The organism is Anoxybacillus sp. P3H1B (genome assembly GCF_001560855.1).
Taxonomy (GTDB): Bacteria; Bacillota; Bacilli; order Bacillales; family Anoxybacillaceae; genus Anoxybacteroides; species Anoxybacteroides rupiense.
In genome coordinates, this window is sequence record NZ_LPUG01000012.1 from 21,089 (window position 1) to 39,102 (window position 18,014).

Consider the following 18,014-nt stretch of genomic DNA (forward strand, 5'->3'; position numbering starts at 1 on the left):
TTGACTACTGAGCTAAATGGGAAGAACAAATAAAAAACCGGGATTTCTCCCGACAGCCTACTAACATTATAACATAGCGGAGGGATTCCGGTGAGTAAAAGAGCGCAAGAATTGCAGATTGATATAGATAACATGACAGTCTCGCATCCGGTTGTTCCAGGAAAAGTGCTTGTCGTTGTGATTGACGGTGTGCAAGGGAAAGCAAAGGTAGCAGAAGCCGTCGAACACGGTTTTACGATCATTGAAACAGCAAAGGGAAAAACAGCAAGAATCAAATTCGAGGAAAGTGAGTTGTTTTAGGATGCGCACAGTCCAGCCCATTAGGGACGTAGAAAAAATTGCTGCGATGAAAGCCGAATTGCTGAAAACAGTTCCTTGGATTGCTGTTTATGACGAGGAAGAAGATACGGTAACTTTTGTTTAGTGAACAGTACGACGATAGAGCGATGCTTCTTTGCATCGCTCAAGACACAAATTGTGTAACGAAAGGAGGATCAAAATTGAAACTAGAGGTTGTTGATAAAGCAACAGGGAAAATAATCTGGATAGAGGAACACGAAACAGAAGAACTTATTTTACAAGCAATAGAAGAATTGAAAAAGCGAAATTTTAATCCTGACTATTTTAATTTTAACTATAAGTAAGCCTCTTTTTAATGCGTAGTACGAAGATAATGTGAATGATGAAGGTGACTGTTTTGAAAACCAAAGTAGAACGCAAACGGATGGTTTTGTCGAAAAGATTCAAGATATACGGAGACAGTCGGTTGAACGTTTAGGAGAAATGCCGCCTATCGAAGATGCTGAATGGGTTGTCGCACCTTCTAATGTTTTGAATTGACATCGCATACATTCAGCTTGATATAATGGAAACAGAACCAAATATGTCCGAGACCGAGAGCGTGAGGACACTGATTGTGCAGAATGGCATGGCTATTTCTGTATGATTGGTGTCCTTTTTTATTTTTTAAATTAGGAGGAATGCATAATGAGAACGATGCAACAGCAACTACATAAATGGATGAAAGTGAACAAAATGCATCGCCCAGCAAGAAATCAAAAGGAACCAAAACCCAAGCGGGCAAGGAAAGATTTTTCGGAGCGTGAACTGAGGGAACTCATGGGAATGGATCGGCCGGTTTATCGCCGCGGCAAAGGCGGAGCTTTTAGACAACGATAAGGAGGTTGAGATAATGGAAAAGCAATTAGAATTTGTATTAGCTGAAATTGATCGTGACGCTACGAAAAAATCGGTGGAAGCAGCACTGGAGAAATATCGTATGTTTCTTCTTACTCAGTCATTAGACAAGTTGCCCAAAGTCACTCAACAATATTCACTGGATGTTCCCATTTCCAATACAAACAAGTATCATTCCTCAACAGAAGAAACTGCCATTCGTAATGTGGACTACGAGCGAGAGCGCAGCGAATATATTAAACGGGTGGCGATGGCAGTCAATCGTTTAAGTTACTGGGAACGTGCGATTTTGATTCGACGCTATATGACGGAAGAAGATGTATTTGATTATGAAATTTACAATGAATTGGGTATGAGCGAACGAAAATATTATCGACTGAAATCAAGAGCATTCTATAAACTTGCTTTTGCTTTAAGAATCGAGGTTTATAAAAAAGAAGAAAGTGAGGCGGTATCGTTATGAATCTAGTTCAGCCGATTCGAGATCCAGAAAAGATCGAAGCTATTAAGCAATACTTGAAAGAGCAGAGCCAGCGCAATTACTTACTGTTTTTAGTCGGTATTAATACAGGATTACGTATTTCAGACATTTTGAAGTTGAAAGTTGGGGATGTGAAGGGCACTCATATTATCATTAAAGAAAAGAAAACCGGCAAGCGAAAACGTTTGCGTATTACTCCATCTTTAAAGAGGGAACTGAATCGATATATTGATGGTAAAAATGATGATGAATACTTAATTAAAAGCCGCAATGGACGCAATAAACCTATTGGTCGCAGCATGGCCTACAAAATCTTGCGCAAGGCGGCCGAACATTTTCGTCTGAATGAAATCGGCACGCACACCCTGCGCAAAACGTTTGGGTACCATTTTTACCAACAAACGAAGGACGTAGCCATGTTGCAAGAGATTTTCAACCATTCATCGCCGGAAATTACGCTCAAGTACATTGGAGTGAATCAAGATTCGATGGACCGAGCAATGACGAAATTCAAGATTTAAAGTACTCATTTTTTTTGGAAGAAATGAGTACTTTTTTCTTTTTTTCTCTCTTAATTCACCATAAAATATGGAGTGTGTAATTCATTTATACATATCTGCTAAATCCAATAATAACAACGGATCCAGCAAATTACCCAATTACACACAATATAAGATATGGGTAATTAGAAGGAATTAGCTTAGACATAGTGGAATTTATAATTTATCTAAGAAGGGGGGGAGTTTTATTATGGAAAAGAATCTACTTGATTATGGCTTAAGTAATGATCATGCTTATCTGTTTGTGAAGTTCTCAAAGAAAAAGTATTTAGAAATGCTTCAGTCAGGTACACTACATATGAAAAATTTCAAGGCGTATATTGATTGGGAGAAACAACATGGGAAGAAAGGCATTGGAGATGTTCTTGAGGCTACTCATGTTATGAGTAATATGGATATCAAAATGCTTCATCCTGAAACTGAAGAAGTACTGCTTGAAGGAATTGCTGCAAGACTCACTCTTATATTCGATGACTTAATTTACAAACCGGTGTTTTGTTTAACAGGAATTAACGCATCAGCTTTAAAATTGGTTGATGAGGGCGAAGATTATATAGAAGTTTCTCTAAACTATTCAGAGGAAGAGAAAAAGACCATAATTGAGGAATTTGGGGACTATGCATTAGTGATTTCTCCTAAGCATTTCATGGATACAGTAACGAAAAAATTAGATGAACTCGGATATTCATATAAAGCTAAGTTTGTAAAATATGATGATTATACAGTTAATAATCAAGAACGCTTTGAGGATTTTGTACAATTTAAGTCTGATCTTTATTTCTGGAAAGATGAACAGTTTAAATATCAAAGAGAATACAGGCTGGTTATTTTAAATAAATATATTGAAGAGCCTTTGAATATTGATATTGGTGACATCTCAAGCTTCACTGTGTTAGTTCCAACAGAAAAACTATTTAGTGGTTACACGATGAGATTTTCTAAAGTTGCAATTACAAATACATAATTTAAAGAGTGGCAGAATTTTGGCAGAAAAGCGGCAGGATATTTGGTTTTAGACATGCTATGATTGTATCGTGGATATTTTGTTGAAGTAGGGTACGTCTCTCTTTCATGCGTCACCCGTTTGGGTGGCGTTTTTCTTTGGACACAAAAAAGCCCTTTGGTGTAGGGGACATCCATACCAAAGGGGGAAAAGTGAAAAGGTATTATCACCTATATAAATAGCACATTCGAATCTTTTGTCGGAATTTGACGAATGATTGATATAGGAAATTTGCCTCCTTTTGTCGAATGAAGTAGGCGGAAGGAGAGGATGAGAATGAGTTTTAGAGAAGAATTTATTAGACGTACGAAAAAAATTTATTTAGAAGATGTGATGCATAATAGAGCAAGAAGATCCGCCGAGGAGATGATATATAAGTATTTCGATTCATTAAAAAAAGAACTTAAAGAGGAAATTGAAATTTCATCAGGTGAATTAGATATTGATATTGCAGAAAGAGAATTTGTTCGTGTCAATTTAGATCTGAGCGAGTTATTTTTTGAATTAGAAACAGCTGATATTGAAGTAAGGTTAATTTCATATGACGGAAATGAAAAAGTAGAAAAACTAATAGACAGAATTACTTATAAAAACAACGAATATATTAGCGTTTCTTATTCAGTTCCATTGAGTTATGAGCTATTGGATTTGTATTTACGAAAGGCGTTTGAAAAAGAGTTGAATCAATTTGGTGTATAAGCATCCCATTTGGGGTGCTTTTTTATTTGGAGTGATTTTATGCCGAGCAGACCAAAGAAACCTTGCTCTGTTCCTAGTTGCCCGAACTTAACACAAGGACGATACTGTGAACAGCATAAGCACAAAAAACAACAAGATAAGACGGAACGGAATCGCTATTACGATAAACACAAACGGAATAAGGAAGCAAAGAAATTTTACAACAGTACAGCATGGCGTAAATGTAGAGAATATGTCCTCAAGAGGGACAACTATCTGTGCCAATGCTGTCTAAGAAAAGGAATCATTAATCCTGCTGATGTAGTTCACCATAAAGAACATCTCCAAGACAATCCGGCGAAGGCATTGGATCCGGAAAACTTAGAGAGCCTTTGCAATGCCTGTCACAATGAGGAGCATCCAGAAAAAGGACAGAAAGTAAAAGCGGAAGAGAAGACAAGGAAAGTAAGGGTAATCAAGTCTAAAGCCAATCCGTTGATAACTTAAAGGATATCCCCCCTACCCTAAAAAGTTGAGGAAGGGGGGCGCCAGACCGGCCGCGGCCCTTCGTTTACAACGCGGATATTTTTTTCATGAAAGGGGGTAACGAAAGAATGGCAGTTCCAACGGAAAAATTGATACGTGAGTATCTTGGAGACTCTTATCAAGAATCTGATGAACAATTAATAAAATTGTACGTTGAGACTCATCAATTTTATAGGCGTTTAAGAAATGAAATCAAAAAGACTGACTTGTTGATGGAGCATACAAATAAGGCTGGAGCAACCAATTTGGTGAAAAATCCATTGGCTATCGAGCTTACAAAAACTGTTCAGACATTGAACAATTTGTTAAAATCACTCGGTTTGACGCCTGCTCAGCGTAAGAAAGTAGTGAATGAAGATGAAGATGACTTCGAAGACTTCTAATGGAGTAATTCACGTACTTTCAAAACCTTCACTGACTTTACTAACAACTTGGTATGCTGAACAGGTAGTTAAGGGGAATATCATTGCTTCAAAAAATGTAATTTTGGCTTGTAAACGTCATTTAAATGACCTAAAAAGAGCGAGAACAGATAAATTTCCTTATGTTTTTGATCAAGAATTAGGACATAGACCGATTCGTTTTATAGAAAAGTTTTGTAAACCGTCTAAAGGAAATTTCAAACAGCTCATCCTTCAACCATGGCAGCATTTCATATTAGGCAGCCTGTTTGGGTGGGTTCATAAAGAAACAAGATTAAGGCGCTTTAAAGAGGGCCTTATTTTTGTTGGCCGAAAAAACGGGAAAACTACTAAAATTTCAGGTGTTGCATTGTATGGAGTAAGCAAAGATGGGGAAAATGGAGCTGAGATACCGTTGCTTGCAAACTCAATGAAACAAGCTCGGATTTTATTTGATGAAGCAAAAGCGATGGTGAAATCTTCTCCAAAATTAAAAAAACATTTTCGAACATTGCGGGATGCTATTCATTATGATAAAACTTTTTCAAAAATTGAACCGCAGGCTTCTGATTCAGAAAAATTGGATGGTTTAAATACACATATCGGGATATTTGACGAAATTCACGAGTATAAAGACTATAAATTGATTAACGTCATTAAAAATTCGCGCGGGTCTAGGGAACAACCGTTGCTCATTTATATTACGACAGCCGGATATCAACTTGACGGCCCGTTGGTGGATTATTATGAACTGGGTACTGACGTTTTAAATGGTGCCGTGACGGATGAAAGAACATTTTATTTCCTAGCTGAATTGGATGATCCGAGTGAATTTGATAAGCCAGAAATGTGGGTGAAGGCGAATCCTAACCTTGGCGTTTCGATTAAACTGGAAGATATGATCGAGGAATGGGAAAAGGCGAAAAGAATTCCTGCTGAAAGAAACGATTTTATTACAAAGCGGTTTAACATTTTTGTCAAGTCCGATGAACAATCCTTTTTGGATTTTGAAACAATCTTATCCAATGATAAGGTTATCGATCTAAAGATACTAGAGGGAAACCCCTGTGTTGGTGGATTTGATTTATCTCAAACAGAGGACTTTACCAGCGCCTGCCTTGAATTTTGGTTGGATACAGGGGAGATTTTTGTTTTATCTCATTCGTGGATTCCGCGAAAGAAGGTAATAGCTGACAATGAGAAAATTCCATATCAAGAGTGGGAAAAAGAAGGTCTTCTTTCGATATCTCAAGGTGATTATGTTGATTATCAATCTGTTTTTGACTGGTTTATTAACCAATCAAAGAAATACAACATTGAGTTAGTCACTTTTGATCCGGCAAATGCGTATCGTTTAGTCGAAGACCTAAAATCTTACGGGTTTAATACGTTGCCTGTTAGACAAGGATATCTCACGCTAAGCCCAGCATTAAAAGATGTAAAAGAATTATTCTTGGATAAAAAAGTAATTTTCAATAAAAATAAACTATTTCGTTGGTATATCAATAACGTGAAGTTGGTAGAAGATAGAAACGGAAACTGGTTACCAACAAAACAAGGTCGCTACCGTAAAATTGACGGATTCGCGGCTTTTTTAAATGCCCATACAGAAGTCATGAAAAAAATGGTTACCGCTCAAGGTAATGGGAACATTGAATTTATTTCAGTTAAAGATTTATTTAGATAATGAAGGGTGGTGGGAATTTGAAATGGTATAATCGATTGAAATATTCAATTAAGGCGGCTGTTGCTGGCTGGAAAGGACAAACATTTGATTTTTCATCATGGTTTGGGCGTCGATTTTGGGGCATAGACAATTCAAAATTAGCTACAAATGAGACAATTTTTAGCGTGATAAGTCGTTTGGCAAATACTTTGTCTTCCTTGCCGTTAAAACTTTATAAGAATTATGATTCTGTTATTAATCAGGCTGCCGATATTGTGATCAATAATCCGAATTCAAACATGTCGGGGTTTGAATTAATAAATAAATTAGAAGTATCTAGAAACGAAACAGGTAACGGTTATGCAGTTATTATAAGGGATATTCGAATGCAACCAGAACAAATTGTTCCTATTGATTCAAGCTATGTCGTACCTTTTATTAATACGGATGACAACAATTTGTGGTATGAAGTGCGTGGAACGACTGGAACTTATTACTTCCACAACATGAATATGATTCATGTCAAGCATATTACTGGTGCATCTCGCTGGGTTGGGCTTAATCCTCTTAACGTATTAAAAAATACCCTAGAATATGACAAAGCCGTTCAGGAGTTTAGTTTGTCTGAAATGCAAAAAAAGGATAGTTTTATTCTCGAATATGGAGTGAATGTGGATACGGAAAAAAGACAACGAATTATTGAAGATTTCAGACGTTTCTATAAGGAAAATGGTGGTATTTTGTTCCAAGAACCTGGTGTAACTGTGAAAGATATCGAGAGGAAATATTTCGCTTCTGACACGTTGGCCTCTGAACGGATTACCCGTTCACGTGTAGCCAACGTTTTTAATGTGCCAGTATCTTTTTTAAACGACACCGAGGGGCAAAGCTATTCTTCAAACGAACAAATGATGATTCAGTTTGTTCAAATGACTTTAATGCCTATCGTTAGACAATATGAGCATGAATTGAACCGAAAATTGCTTACTACTGAGGAAAGAAAAGCTGGTTATTACTTCAAATTTAACCTAGGCGGCTTGTTACGTGGTGATACTGCTGCGAGAACGCAGTTTTATCAAGTGATGTTGCGGAGCGGTGCCCTTACACCAGATGAAGTTAGGCGTTTAGAAGACGTTCCGCCCCGAGGTGGTGCAGCTGATCAATTATGGATTTCGGGTGATCTTTACCCGATTGATATGGATCCAAGGCACCGTAAAGGAGGTGATAAAAGTGGGAAAGAAATCGAATCAAAAGGATAGATATTGGGAAATAAGGATGTCTGCTGGTGACTCAAATTCGGCAGATATTTTTATTTACGGGGATATCGTCAGTTATCAGTGGGATGAGACCGACACATCGGCCTCTAGTTTTAAAAAGGATTTAGATGCGCTAGGCGATGTCAGCACGATTAACCTCTACATCAATAGTCCCGGTGGGAACGTGTTCGAGGGAGTCGCTATTCACAACATGCTGAAAAGGCATAAAGCAAAAATCAATGTCCATGTTGACGCATTGGCTGCTTCGATTGCGAGCGTCATCGCAATGGCCGGGGATACGATTCATATGCCTAAAAATGCGATGCTGATGATCCATAATCCGTGGACTTGGGCGGCTGGAAACGCCACAGAACTGCGAAAAATTGCAGATGATTTGGACCGTATTGGTCAATCCGTGAAGCAAACGTATCTCCAAAAAGCCGGTGACAAGCTTGACAGTGAAAAGTTGCAAGAAATGCTGGATGCTGAAACATGGCTTTCAGCTGACGAGGCCTATCAATATGGCTTGTGCGACGTTGTTCTTGAAGCGAGTCAGGCGGCTGCCTCAATCGATGACGAATGGTTCAGCAGATACAAAAATGTACCAAATCAACTGAAAAATCATGCGAAAAATAGTCAAAAAACGGTCGTTTCAGCTGAGGAAATGGCCAAAAGGCGGCAAATTGCCGAAGAATCCAAGGTGAATTTGGTCTATATCAACACTATTTTAGGAGGAATGTAAAATGAAAACACTTTATGAGTTAAAGCAAAACTTGGCTACAATTGGCCAACAGCTTCAAAAAGTTGAAAATCAATTAGCGGAAAAGGCAGTGGATCCAAACGCCACAATGGAGGAAATTCAGGCGCTACAAAAGTCTCGTGATGATTTAAAAATGCGTTTTGATGTCGTAAAACAGCAACATGACGCATTAGAAGAGGAGCAAAAAGCGAAATTTGCAGCAAATAATGGTTTAAATTCAGTTGATGATCCAAAAGAACGTATCATTAAAGCGAAGGCAGAATTAATTCGGGCGACAATTAACCAACGTCCTGTTTCTGTTGATGTTCGCCAAGCGCTTGGGGATAATGACACAACAGGTGGTAATAAGTTCTTACCCAAAACTGTTTCAACCGAAATTTTATCTGAACCATTTGTAAAAAACCCATTACGTGAACTCTCTACATTTACTCAAATTACAAATCTTGAAGTACCAAAAATTGATTTTACGCTTGATGATGACGATTTTATTGCGGATACAGAAACAGCAAAAGAGTTAAAAGCAACTGGTTCTAACGTACAATTCGGGCGACACAAATTTAAAGTGTTTGCTGGTGTATCTGAAACAGTATTAAACGGCACAGATACAAACTTAGTAGCAAAAGTAGAACAAGCTCTTCAATCCGGTGTTGCTGCAAAAGAAAAGAAAGTAGCTTTTGCTACAACCCCAAAACCCGGTGAAGAACATATGTCCTTCTATGCTAGCGGAATTAAAGAAATGACAGGAGAAAACTTATACAAAGCCATTAAAGCTGCAATTGCAGATTTACACGAAGATTACCGTGAAAATTCAAAAATTGTAATGACTTACCAAGATTATTCAGATATTATTGAAACTTTGGCGAACGGAAATGCAACTCTTTATACAGCACAACCGGAGCAAATTCTTGGTAAACCGGTTGTCTTTTGTGATGCAGCAATTCACCCGATTGTTGGTGATTTCTCTTATTCTCATTTCAACTATGATCTAAACGCTCTTTACGAAACAGATAAAGATGTTAAAACCGGAGTACAGGCATTCGTTGTAACAACATGGTTTGACCATCAAATTAAGTTAAAATCGGCCTTCCGTATCGCAAAAGTGGCTCCAGAAGCTTAAGATTGAAGGTATAGGAAATGAATCTATCATTAGAAGAATTGAAAAAATTTCTTCGTATTGACGGGAGTGAGGACGATGATATCCTCACTTTTCTTGTTAATGCTGCAAAAGAAGCTCTTAAGAAGGCTGGTGTCCCTGAAACAGACAGTGATCTATACAAATTAGCTGTCATGTTGCATGTGGCGCTTTATTATGAAAATCGCGATCCGGGCGTCAAAATGGATAAATTGAATTTTGCTTTTGAAAGTATCGTACTGCAATTGAAGGATTATGGAGGTGATGCATCATGAAACAGTATCCCGTTTTAAATGATTTTATCGACAGGTTTACAAAAGGATATTTTCCAAAAGGATCGATGTATGTCACGAATGATACAGAGCGTGCAGAAGAATTGCAGCAGAATGGATTTCTCGGCGATGAGATAAAGCAGCCTGCAAGAAAAGGTAGGGGTAAAAACGCCAATGAAAATGAAAATAGCGAAACTGAATAAGCGCATCACTTTCCAACGAAAAAACCAAGTTCAGGACAACGAAGGCAACTGGGTGGAAGGATATGAGGATGCATTCACGGTGTGGGGATCGATTGAAGGAGTCGGCAGCATGAGAAATCCAGAGGTTACGATCGCGGGAGCACGTGGTATTCAAGCGCCTAGGAAAATCGTCATTCGAGAAAATAAGCAGTTGAAGCATGATATGAGAGCTATATGCGATGGTCGTATTTTTGACATATTGGACTTTGGATATACAAGAAATTCCAAGTCATATATTGAGATAATTTGCAATGAGGTTGATATCAATGGCTAACTTTGAATTTGATGGGATCGATGAATTGGAGCAGTTTTTTGAGAAGCTTTCTGATGACATAGACAAAGTGGATAATCAGGCGTTGAAAGTGGGTGGAAAGATCATTGCCAAGCACCAGCGCGAGAACGTCAACCGTAGCAGTAAGAATCAACCCCATATTCAGGACAATATCACTGTTTCGAGGCCCCAAGAGACTGATGAAGGAAAATTTGTTACGGTGGGGCCAAATAAAAAGGTAGCTTGGAGAGCGAAATTTTTGGAATACGGCACGTCCAAAATGCCCCCGTATCCTTTCATAGAGAAAGGGGCTGACGAAGGTGAAGCAGAGGTTTTAGAGGCGATGGAAAAGGTGTATACGGATATGATTGATAAGGCTTAAAAGGGGGCATCCCCATGAGTTTTGACGCAAAATCAGAATTATTAGCAGGTCTAAAGGCGAATCAAGCCTTAGTTTCTCTTTGTACAGGAGGATTTCACAATAGAAAAGCGAAAGATGTCAACGCTTTTCCAAGAATTGTGTATTACGAAATTAATAATGCTGATGATTCGTTTGCAGATAACCAAGCGATTACGTCAGAAGCACGATTTCAGATCAGTATTTTTACTAACGAATCAACTGTTTCAAAAGAAACGCCAATTGCAAAAGAAGTCGATAAGGTGATGAAGTCTCTAGGATATTCAAGATACAGTTCAGTTGATTTATATGAAGAAGATACAAGTGTTTACCATAAAGCAATGCGATATCAAAAAATTTTTAGTTAGGAGTGTTGAACATGGGTAAAATCATTAGCGGTCTTGATATGTTTCATATTGCTGAGCTAATAAGTGATAATTCAACTGGGGTTCAATATGAAACTCCAGAAGCTGTCCCGGGGGCAGTGAGTATCAAAGTGGATCCGAAAACAGAAAGTGAAACTATATATGCCGATAATAGCGCATATGCGGTGCTAAATACTCTGGGGGACATCGATGTGGAGATGGAAGCTACAGATCTCCCACTTGACATTCAACAAAAACTCTTTGGTCATACAATCGAGAACGGCGTGCAGTTTGCTAGTATCAATGACGAAACAATGGAACTGGCTCTTGGTTTCCGCGCGAAAGTTTCTACAGGTGGTTATCGATACTATTGGTTGCTAAAAGGGAAGCCGGAATTGTTGCCAATTGAGGGGAAAACAGAAGAAGGAAAGCCATCACCGCAAACAGCAAAACTAAAATTGAAGTTCATGCCACTTCAGTATAACGGCCGTTGGAAAGCACAAGCAGAAGATAGTCTGGAGTTTGCGAATGGGAATAAGTGGTTTGATCAAGTTGTATATGAAGGCTCTGTTCTAAGTGGAACGGGATCATAAGAGGGGGAGATTTATTTTCTCTCTCTTTTTGATTTATCTAAAATTTTGAGTTTGAGGAGGATGGAATCATGCAAACCATATCAATCACGTTGAAAATCGATGGAAAAGACAAACGTTTTGTAACACCTGCTTTCATTTCTGGAAAACTGTTCAGACTAGCATCGGAAATTGCAGAAGAAATTGAATCTGCCAATAGTGAGAATTTTGATCTTGATAAATATCTTCAGTTTGTTTGTGATGCTTTCGGAAACAAATTTGATGTGGATCAGCTCGAAGAGGGGCTGGATGCAAGAATGATGATGAAAACCATTTTTGCCGTGGTGAATTATGTAATCGGCAACATTGAACACGCGAGTATGTTGTTGGCTCAAGATCAAGGAGGACAAGGAAAAAACTGACCATGAGTGAAGCCGTTCAAGACCTGTATAACGCATTAATTGATATTGGCTTCACTCAAAATCAGATAGATGAGATGGATATTGTCTACCATTTGCAACTTTTAGCGCGCAGGAAGCAAGAAGGAAAGCAAGATGAAGTGATTTTCATCGATCAATTGCTTGGTTAAGAGGGAGGTGAGACCCAGAATGTCAAAAGATATACGAGTGCGTCTGTATTCAAACTCTAAGGAATTCACAAGAGAAATGAGCGCTCTCTCTAAGCAGATGAAAGTAGTGAAATCTGAGTTTGAGGCAACTCGGACAAGCGTAGGAGTTTGGGGGGATGCGCTCAAACAATCGGAAACAAAAATTTCTTTTTTGACTAAGCAAATTGATCTTCAAAAACAAAAAGTCGAGCAGCTACAAAAGGCATATGAAGATGCGGCTTCAAAAAAGGGACAGGATGCCACCGAGACTCAAAATTTAGCTAAGCGTCTCAATTACGCTACCGCCGAGCTAAACAAAATGCAAAACGAGCTGACGCAGACCAACCAGAAGATCAATCAGTTCAAAGAAAATCAGAGTATCCGACAGTTTGAAAATGATATTAATACGTTGTCGTTGGCAATGAAAAAAGTAGATTCAGAGTTTAAAGTGGTATCCAGTGCTGCTGGAAATTTCGGAAATGAATTGAAGCAAGCTGGGTTACAAATACAATCTTTGAATCAAAAAATTGAACTGCAACAACAAGTTGTAAACAGGTTGGAAGATGAATATAGAAGGCTTGCCCAAGCTAAAGGACAAGACGCCAATGAAACAAAGCAACTTGCTATTCGATTGGATGAGGCAAAAGCCGGACTGAACGGTCTACAGAATGAGCTTACGCAGACTATCAAAAAGCTAAACCAGATGGAAAGGGAAGTCGCCAAACAAAGCACCATTTGGGGAAAATTCACTTCCAACATGGATACCATCGGCAACAAAATGCAACATATCGGTGGTTCTGTTGCCATTACGGCCGGCGCTGGTTTTACGACTATGTCGTTTGCCATGAAAAATGCTGTTGAAATTGGCATGGAGTTCGGGAAGCAAGTGAGCCGAGTAGGGGCGATCAGTGAGGCGACTGCCGATCAAATCAAGCAGTTGAAGGACCAAGCTTTGGATCTTGGAGCTAAGACAACCAAATCAGCCAGCGAAGTGGCCAAAGGTCAAGAACAATTAGCGGCATCCGGTTTTAAAGTGAATGAGATTTTAGGAGCGATGCCTGGAGTCATTTCCGCAGCAGAAGCATCTGGTGAGGACATGGCGGAGGTATCTGAAATTATGGCAGCGGCCATTCGTGGATTTGGACTAGAAGCTTCTCAGTCTACTCATATTGCCGACGTGTTTGCGATGGCTGCAAACCGTTCGAATGCATCCATTTTAGACATGGGTTATTCCTTTAAATATGCTGCGCCTATTGCGAAACAGTTAGGAATGTCTGTCGAAGATTTAGCTACAGCAACTGCGGTTATGCGAGATCGGGGAATGGCGGCTGAACAGATTGGGACCACGCTCCGCATGGGACTAACAAGATTAATTGCCCCAACTAAAGAAGGTAGCGAAGTCATGCAAAAATTGGGCATCAACATAAAAGATGCTCACGGCAACATGCTCTCTTTAGACCAAGTGATCAGAGTCCTGCGAGATTCTACGAAAAACCTCTCACAAGAACAGAAAATGAATGCCTTCCAAACTATATTTGGTACGGAAGCAATGACGGGCTTTTTAAACTTGGTTGATGCAGGGCCACAACAAATTGCCGAGTTAACACAAGCCTTAAGAGAATCTGACGGGGCCTCACAAAAAGCGGCCAGTGCGATGAAAGATAACCTAGCTGGTGCTGTAGAAAATATGAACGGTGCTCTTGAAACAGCTAAAATCAAACTGACAGATGCTCTTACGCCAGCACTGGAAGGAGCAGCTACCTCTGTGACTCGTCTCCTTGAAAAATGGAATTCGCTTGATTCCGATACCCAAGAAGTGATTGCTAAAACAGGAGCGCTTAGCGTGGCCATTATGGGTGTTGTCGGAGTTGTCGGAACCTTGACCGCAGCTGTTGGAGCACTTTTAGCATTTTCTGGACCAATCGGTCTTGCGATTGTTGGCGTAACAGCATCACTTGGGGCTTTAGGTCTTGGGCTTTTTGCTGCACATGAAAAGACGGAGCAGCTACGTCAGAAACAAGAAGAAGCAGAAAGACAAGCGCTTCGGTACGGCGAAGGATTGAGCTCTGGAACGAAAAAAGCTGTTCAAGGGTATACCGATCTGTATGAAGGTGCAAAGCTAAAAATGGTTGAGCTGCAAACGATGTCTGGTGAGAAAGCGAGAGCAACTTCAAAAGAGGTTGTTGACGCGTTCTCAAAAATGGCGGATCAAGTCATTGCGGCTCTGCAAACACAAAAGGAAAAACTAACTAATGCGATTAATGATGTTTATGGCATTGCTGGTGATGCGGGTAAAAAGAAAGCGCAAGAAATGACTAATGATGTCATTGAGGAAATAGATAAAGATATTGCAGAATACAAAAAGGCACTAGACACCATAAAGGAAGCTCACGAAAAATACAACAATGATCTTTCCAAAATGCCAGCAGAATTTGCAGCAAAATATCAAGAAGCGCTCAAAGTAATGGAAGGTGGAGCAAGAGAGTTTGCCAAATCTCAAGAAGAACTCCAAGCGATTCAAAAATCCATCACGGATAAACAAGGAAAGATTCTTTTTGACGAGGCACAGGCTTATACCAAACAAATCAATGACACTTATAAGAAGTCCGTGGAAGCGGCTAATAAATATTATACCGAGCATAAAAAAACATTTGACCAATATTTAGCAGATCATCCTAAATGGAAAAAAGAATACGATAGTTTAATGCTTGGACTAGAGGCACAGACAAATCAGATGCTAGCTCAAGCGGCTCAAGAGCGCGAACAAGCGTTAGCCAGCCTTGCTTCTCACCTTGATCAGCGTGGCAAACTTATCGACATCGCAACTGGGAAAATATTTGAACGACAAAAGAAGTTTTTAACAGATATGAATGGCTTTGTCGTTCAAGTAGAGGAATCGGACAAAGAGTATATCGAACGTTGGAAAGCTCATACTGAAGAAGTTCTCAAGAAAACGGCTGATTTCTCTGAAAAAACGAAGTCACAATATCAGAAAGACCTTGCTGCTTTTCTGCAAACAACGGGTATGACTAAACAGCAAGCAGTGAAAATGGCTGAACAAATGGTCAATGAGACGCTTGCTGAGATGAAAAAAGGAAACAAAGAAGCAGAAAAAGCAGGAAAAGACAAAGGGGATTCGCATAAAAAAGGTATAGAGAGTACAGTTGCAGACAATAAAAAAGCTGGCGAGAAGGTATCAAAGAATACGGACGATGGTTTATCACAAAACAAACCGAATGCTCAGAAACATGGTAAAGATAAGGGTGATAGTCATAGGAAAGGTGTAGAAAGTACCTCTGGAGTAAACCAAAATGCGGGTGTAACTGTAGCTAAATCAACAGATGAAGGATTGGCACAAAGAAAAGGCGATGCGCAAAAGCACGGTAAAGAGAAAGGAGAACGCTATGAACAAGGTATAAGCTCTACAATTCCAAAAAACAAAAATACAACCAACTTATTAAGTTCTGCGGTTTCGTATATTTTGGGTAAAACTACAGATGGTGACGGAGGAAAGAAAGCGGGATCACTTTTCACGAGTGGTTTGGCTTCGCAAAGAGGAACCGCCCTGTCTGTCGGTAGCAGTGTGTCGAGTGCAGCGGAGAAGGGTCTCAAGAGCCATGATGGAAGAGATGCAGGCGAGGGCTTTGTTTCTGGATTCATTAATGCGATTCTTTCAAAAAATGGAAGTGTTTGGAGTGCGGCGTGGAATCTCGGGAAAGCTGCGCTTTCTGCGTTGAAAAAAGCTATCGATTCGCATTCTCCGTCAAAAGAAACTGAGAAAGAAGGAAAAAACTATACGGATGGTTTTGCGATTGGAATTGAAAAAAATTCAAACATTGTTACAAGTGCTGCTCAAAAAATGGCAGATGACGTGAAAAAAGTCACCGCAAACATGATAGATACTCTTATTCCGGACTTCCGCAAACCGATTCAAATTTCCGAATGGCAACGAAAAGAAATGGGAAGAATCGCAAAACTTGGCGCTGCCGAACGCATACAAACAGTTGAGCAATGGCTTTCTAAGCAGTATGAACTGGAGAATATACAAGCAAAAGATGAAGTTGCGATATGGAACTATGTATTAAAAACATTCAAGTTGAACGCAGAGGAACGAAAACAAGTTTCTCTCAAAATGCGTGATGCCAAACGGAAAGTGGACCAAGAAATATTTGAAAATGAGAAAAAATATATCGAAGAGAGAAAACAGCTCAATCAATTGTCTTTGACAGACGAATTGGAGATGTGGGAACAAGTCGCTTCTCGCTGGGCAGAAGGTTCGCAAAAGCGCATTGAGGCAGAGCAGAATGTACTGCGGGTTCGTCAGGAAATTTTCAACCAACTCAAAACAGCGAACGATGACTACGCTAAGCAAGTGAAGGAAATCAACGACCGATTGCAGCAGGACGAAATCAAAGCTCGTGAAGAATACGAAGCGAAAATCAAACAAATCAATGAACGTCTTGCGGAAGATGAACGCAAGCTGACGGAAGAATATCAAAAAGCAGTAGATGATCGAACGAAATCACTGTACAGCTTCGCAGGGCTGTTCGATGAAATCAAACGGAAGAACGATGTGACTGGACAAGGATTGTTGAAGAATCTCACAGACCAAGTTAGCGCGTTCAAAGATTGGCAAAGCAATATTTCTTCGCTTGCTACACGAGGCATTGATGAAGGATTGCTTCAAGAGCTTCGAGACATGGGGCCGAAAGCCGTTGATGAAATCGCGGCACTCAATTCACTTTCTGATGAAGAGCTGCAACAATACGTAGCTCTTTGGAAAGAAAAAAACACATTGGCCCGCACTCAAGCTATCAACGAACTCGAAGGTATGAGGCTGGATACACAGACGAAAATTCAACAACTTCGAGCAACGGCGAACGCTGAACTGGAACAAGTGAGAGCAGAATACGTCAACAAAATCGCCCAACTCCGAGCTCAGGCAACTGCTGAACTTGAGCAACACAAAATCGAATGGATTGCTAAAGTCAAAGAAATCAGCGAGGGAGCAAAAACAGAACTCAATCTCATGACTGCATCGATGGCTGACATTGGGAAAAATACCGTACAAGGGCTCATCGATGGTTTGAACTCTATGATCGGCCCACTCCAAAAGAAAGCGAAAGAAATCGCTGCTATCGTCGAGAGTACGATGAAAAACACGCTCAAAATCAAATCACCTTCCCGTGTCATGAGGGATGAGGTAGGACGTTGGATTCCTGCCGGTATCATAGAAGGGATGGAACAAAACATTGGAAACGTCATGTCAGCTGCAAAGCAATTGGCGCTTGCTACTATACCGGATTTTTCATCTATTTCGGACGGAATCTCAGACAGAATAAATAAAATGGCATTCACCATAGGTAGTGCGGCCAATGCAATACGAATGAACAGCGATGTGTTGGTTGTAAAAAATCAAATGCCGAATTTAGAAAATAAATTAGATAGGCTTTTATTACTTCTGGAAAAATCATTGCTAAGCAAAAACGCCCAAAGTCCTACTGTTAATCAGTATCTAACATTTAACAGCCCTAAAGAATTATCACCAAGCGAGACTGCTCGTAAAAATCTTCAAGTTTCCCGTCAACTCGCAATGGAAATGGGGTGGTAG

At 39.7% G+C, this 18,014-nt stretch carries 23 protein-coding genes; all 23 read left to right on the forward strand.

Features of this window, described 5'->3' with window-relative positions:
- The first annotated feature begins 90 nt into the window (after window positions 1-90).
- The gene (locus AT864_RS07370) at window positions 91-300 is read left to right on the forward strand and encodes an XtrA/YqaO family protein (protein ID WP_066147797.1); all 210 of its coding nucleotides are present in this window, start codon (window positions 91-93) and stop codon (window positions 298-300) included.
- Between the two features lies 1 nt (window position 301).
- Window positions 302-424, forward strand: a complete 123-nt coding sequence (locus AT864_RS18500) for a hypothetical protein (protein WP_255357499.1) — start codon at window positions 302-304, stop codon at window positions 422-424.
- Window positions 425-500: 76 nt separating this feature from the next.
- Window positions 501-644, forward strand: coding sequence for a hypothetical protein (locus AT864_RS17880; protein ID WP_156450510.1), 144 nt, complete (start codon window positions 501-503; stop codon window positions 642-644).
- 343 nt (window positions 645-987) lie between these two features.
- Window positions 988-1,179, forward strand: coding sequence for a hypothetical protein (locus AT864_RS07375; protein WP_066147800.1), 192 nt, complete (start codon window positions 988-990; stop codon window positions 1,177-1,179).
- Between the two features lie 13 nt (window positions 1,180-1,192).
- Window positions 1,193-1,660, forward strand: coding sequence for an ArpU family phage packaging/lysis transcriptional regulator (locus AT864_RS07380; protein WP_066147802.1), 468 nt, complete (start codon window positions 1,193-1,195; stop codon window positions 1,658-1,660).
- On the forward strand, window positions 1,657-2,199 hold the full coding sequence (locus tag AT864_RS07385; RefSeq protein WP_066147805.1) for a site-specific integrase: 543 nt from the start codon (window positions 1,657-1,659) through the stop codon (window positions 2,197-2,199). Before AT864_RS07380 ends, AT864_RS07385 begins: the two co-directional genes overlap by 4 nt.
- Before the next feature lie 229 nt (window positions 2,200-2,428).
- On the forward strand, window positions 2,429-3,202 hold the full coding sequence (locus tag AT864_RS07390; protein ID WP_066147807.1) for a hypothetical protein: 774 nt from the start codon (window positions 2,429-2,431) through the stop codon (window positions 3,200-3,202).
- Window positions 3,203-3,517: 315 nt separating this feature from the next.
- A complete protein-coding gene (locus AT864_RS07395) occupies window positions 3,518-3,940 on the forward strand; it encodes a hypothetical protein (protein WP_066147809.1) in 423 nt (140 codons plus the stop codon).
- 39 nt (window positions 3,941-3,979) lie between these two features.
- Entirely contained in the window at window positions 3,980-4,426 is a 447-nt protein-coding gene (locus AT864_RS07400) for an HNH endonuclease (protein ID WP_066147811.1), read from the forward strand.
- A 107-nt stretch (window positions 4,427-4,533) separates the two neighbouring features.
- The gene (locus AT864_RS07405; RefSeq protein ID WP_066147814.1) at window positions 4,534-4,848 is read left to right on the forward strand and encodes a phage terminase small subunit P27 family; all 315 of its coding nucleotides are present in this window, start codon (window positions 4,534-4,536) and stop codon (window positions 4,846-4,848) included.
- Entirely contained in the window at window positions 4,823-6,553 is a 1,731-nt protein-coding gene (locus AT864_RS07410) for a terminase large subunit (protein WP_369815509.1), read from the forward strand. The genes AT864_RS07405 and AT864_RS07410 overlap by 26 nt, the downstream gene beginning before the upstream one ends.
- A gap of 17 nt (window positions 6,554-6,570) precedes the next feature.
- The gene (locus tag AT864_RS07415) at window positions 6,571-7,791 is read left to right on the forward strand and encodes a phage portal protein (RefSeq protein WP_066147817.1); all 1,221 of its coding nucleotides are present in this window, start codon (window positions 6,571-6,573) and stop codon (window positions 7,789-7,791) included.
- A 16-nt stretch (window positions 7,792-7,807) separates the two neighbouring features.
- Window positions 7,808-8,530, forward strand: coding sequence for a head maturation protease, ClpP-related (locus tag AT864_RS07420; RefSeq protein WP_066148362.1), 723 nt, complete (start codon window positions 7,808-7,810; stop codon window positions 8,528-8,530).
- Window position 8,531: 1 nt separating this feature from the next.
- Window positions 8,532-9,665 (forward strand): phage major capsid protein, encoded by a 1,134-nt coding sequence (locus AT864_RS07425; RefSeq protein ID WP_066147820.1) that lies wholly within the window; start codon window positions 8,532-8,534, stop codon window positions 9,663-9,665.
- 17 nt (window positions 9,666-9,682) lie between these two features.
- On the forward strand, window positions 9,683-9,955 hold the full coding sequence (locus AT864_RS07430; RefSeq protein ID WP_066147824.1) for a head-tail connector protein: 273 nt from the start codon (window positions 9,683-9,685) through the stop codon (window positions 9,953-9,955).
- Window positions 9,952-10,155 carry a hypothetical protein gene (locus AT864_RS07435; protein ID WP_066147828.1) on the forward strand — a complete coding sequence of 68 codons (204 nt, stop codon included), beginning with the start codon at window positions 9,952-9,954 and terminating at the stop codon, window positions 10,153-10,155. The genes AT864_RS07430 and AT864_RS07435 overlap by 4 nt, the downstream gene beginning before the upstream one ends.
- On the forward strand, window positions 10,127-10,468 hold the full coding sequence (locus AT864_RS07440; protein WP_066147831.1) for a phage head closure protein: 342 nt from the start codon (window positions 10,127-10,129) through the stop codon (window positions 10,466-10,468). The genes AT864_RS07435 and AT864_RS07440 overlap by 29 nt, the downstream gene beginning before the upstream one ends.
- Entirely contained in the window at window positions 10,461-10,847 is a 387-nt protein-coding gene (locus tag AT864_RS07445; protein WP_066147834.1) for an HK97-gp10 family putative phage morphogenesis protein, read from the forward strand. Before AT864_RS07440 ends, AT864_RS07445 begins: the two co-directional genes overlap by 8 nt.
- Window positions 10,848-10,861: 14 nt before the next feature.
- Entirely contained in the window at window positions 10,862-11,230 is a 369-nt protein-coding gene (locus AT864_RS07450; protein ID WP_066147836.1) for a DUF3168 domain-containing protein, read from the forward strand.
- Between the two features lie 11 nt (window positions 11,231-11,241).
- Window positions 11,242-11,820, forward strand: a complete 579-nt coding sequence (locus AT864_RS07455; protein WP_066147838.1) for a major tail protein — start codon at window positions 11,242-11,244, stop codon at window positions 11,818-11,820.
- Between the two features lie 68 nt (window positions 11,821-11,888).
- The gene (gpG, locus tag AT864_RS07460) at window positions 11,889-12,218 is read left to right on the forward strand and encodes a phage tail assembly chaperone G (protein WP_066147841.1); all 330 of its coding nucleotides are present in this window, start codon (window positions 11,889-11,891) and stop codon (window positions 12,216-12,218) included.
- A gap of 2 nt (window positions 12,219-12,220) precedes the next feature.
- A complete protein-coding gene (locus AT864_RS18125; RefSeq protein ID WP_197431007.1) occupies window positions 12,221-12,385 on the forward strand; it encodes a hypothetical protein in 165 nt (54 codons plus the stop codon).
- A 19-nt stretch (window positions 12,386-12,404) separates the two neighbouring features.
- Complete coding sequence (locus AT864_RS07465; RefSeq protein WP_066147843.1) at window positions 12,405-18,014, forward strand: phage tail tape measure protein; 5,610 nt, start codon at window positions 12,405-12,407, stop codon at window positions 18,012-18,014.

Excerpts from the sequence above, each read along its gene's own strand:
- AT864_RS07455 (WP_066147838.1), top strand. The coding sequence starts at position 11,242 with ATGGGTAAAATCATTAGCGGTCTTGATATGTTTCATATTGCTGAGCTA.
- AT864_RS07410 (WP_369815509.1), top strand. The coding sequence starts at position 4,823 with ATGAAGATGACTTCGAAGACTTCTAATGGAGTAATTCACGTACTTTCA.
- AT864_RS07405 (WP_066147814.1), top strand. The coding sequence starts at position 4,534 with ATGGCAGTTCCAACGGAAAAATTGATACGTGAGTATCTTGGAGACTCT.
- AT864_RS07440 (WP_066147831.1), top strand. The coding sequence starts at position 10,127 with ATGAAAATGAAAATAGCGAAACTGAATAAGCGCATCACTTTCCAACGA.
- gpG (WP_066147841.1), top strand. The coding sequence starts at position 11,889 with ATGCAAACCATATCAATCACGTTGAAAATCGATGGAAAAGACAAACGT.
- AT864_RS07445 (WP_066147834.1), top strand. The coding sequence starts at position 10,461 with ATGGCTAACTTTGAATTTGATGGGATCGATGAATTGGAGCAGTTTTTT.
- AT864_RS07465 (WP_066147843.1), top strand. The coding sequence starts at position 12,405 with ATGTCAAAAGATATACGAGTGCGTCTGTATTCAAACTCTAAGGAATTC.
- AT864_RS07435 (WP_066147828.1), top strand. The coding sequence starts at position 9,952 with ATGAAACAGTATCCCGTTTTAAATGATTTTATCGACAGGTTTACAAAA.
- AT864_RS07400 (WP_066147811.1), top strand. The coding sequence starts at position 3,980 with ATGCCGAGCAGACCAAAGAAACCTTGCTCTGTTCCTAGTTGCCCGAAC.
- AT864_RS07430 (WP_066147824.1), top strand. The coding sequence starts at position 9,683 with ATGAATCTATCATTAGAAGAATTGAAAAAATTTCTTCGTATTGACGGG.
- AT864_RS07385 (WP_066147805.1), top strand. The coding sequence starts at position 1,657 with ATGAATCTAGTTCAGCCGATTCGAGATCCAGAAAAGATCGAAGCTATT.
- AT864_RS07395 (WP_066147809.1), top strand. The coding sequence starts at position 3,518 with ATGAGTTTTAGAGAAGAATTTATTAGACGTACGAAAAAAATTTATTTA.
- AT864_RS07425 (WP_066147820.1), top strand. The coding sequence starts at position 8,532 with ATGAAAACACTTTATGAGTTAAAGCAAAACTTGGCTACAATTGGCCAA.
- AT864_RS07450 (WP_066147836.1), top strand. The coding sequence starts at position 10,862 with ATGAGTTTTGACGCAAAATCAGAATTATTAGCAGGTCTAAAGGCGAAT.
- AT864_RS07375 (WP_066147800.1), top strand. The coding sequence starts at position 988 with ATGAGAACGATGCAACAGCAACTACATAAATGGATGAAAGTGAACAAA.
- AT864_RS18500 (WP_255357499.1), top strand. The coding sequence starts at position 302 with ATGCGCACAGTCCAGCCCATTAGGGACGTAGAAAAAATTGCTGCGATG.
- AT864_RS07420 (WP_066148362.1), top strand. The coding sequence starts at position 7,808 with ATGTCTGCTGGTGACTCAAATTCGGCAGATATTTTTATTTACGGGGAT.
- AT864_RS07390 (WP_066147807.1), top strand. The coding sequence starts at position 2,429 with ATGGAAAAGAATCTACTTGATTATGGCTTAAGTAATGATCATGCTTAT.
- AT864_RS18125 (WP_197431007.1), top strand. The coding sequence starts at position 12,221 with ATGAGTGAAGCCGTTCAAGACCTGTATAACGCATTAATTGATATTGGC.
- AT864_RS07380 (WP_066147802.1), top strand. The coding sequence starts at position 1,193 with ATGGAAAAGCAATTAGAATTTGTATTAGCTGAAATTGATCGTGACGCT.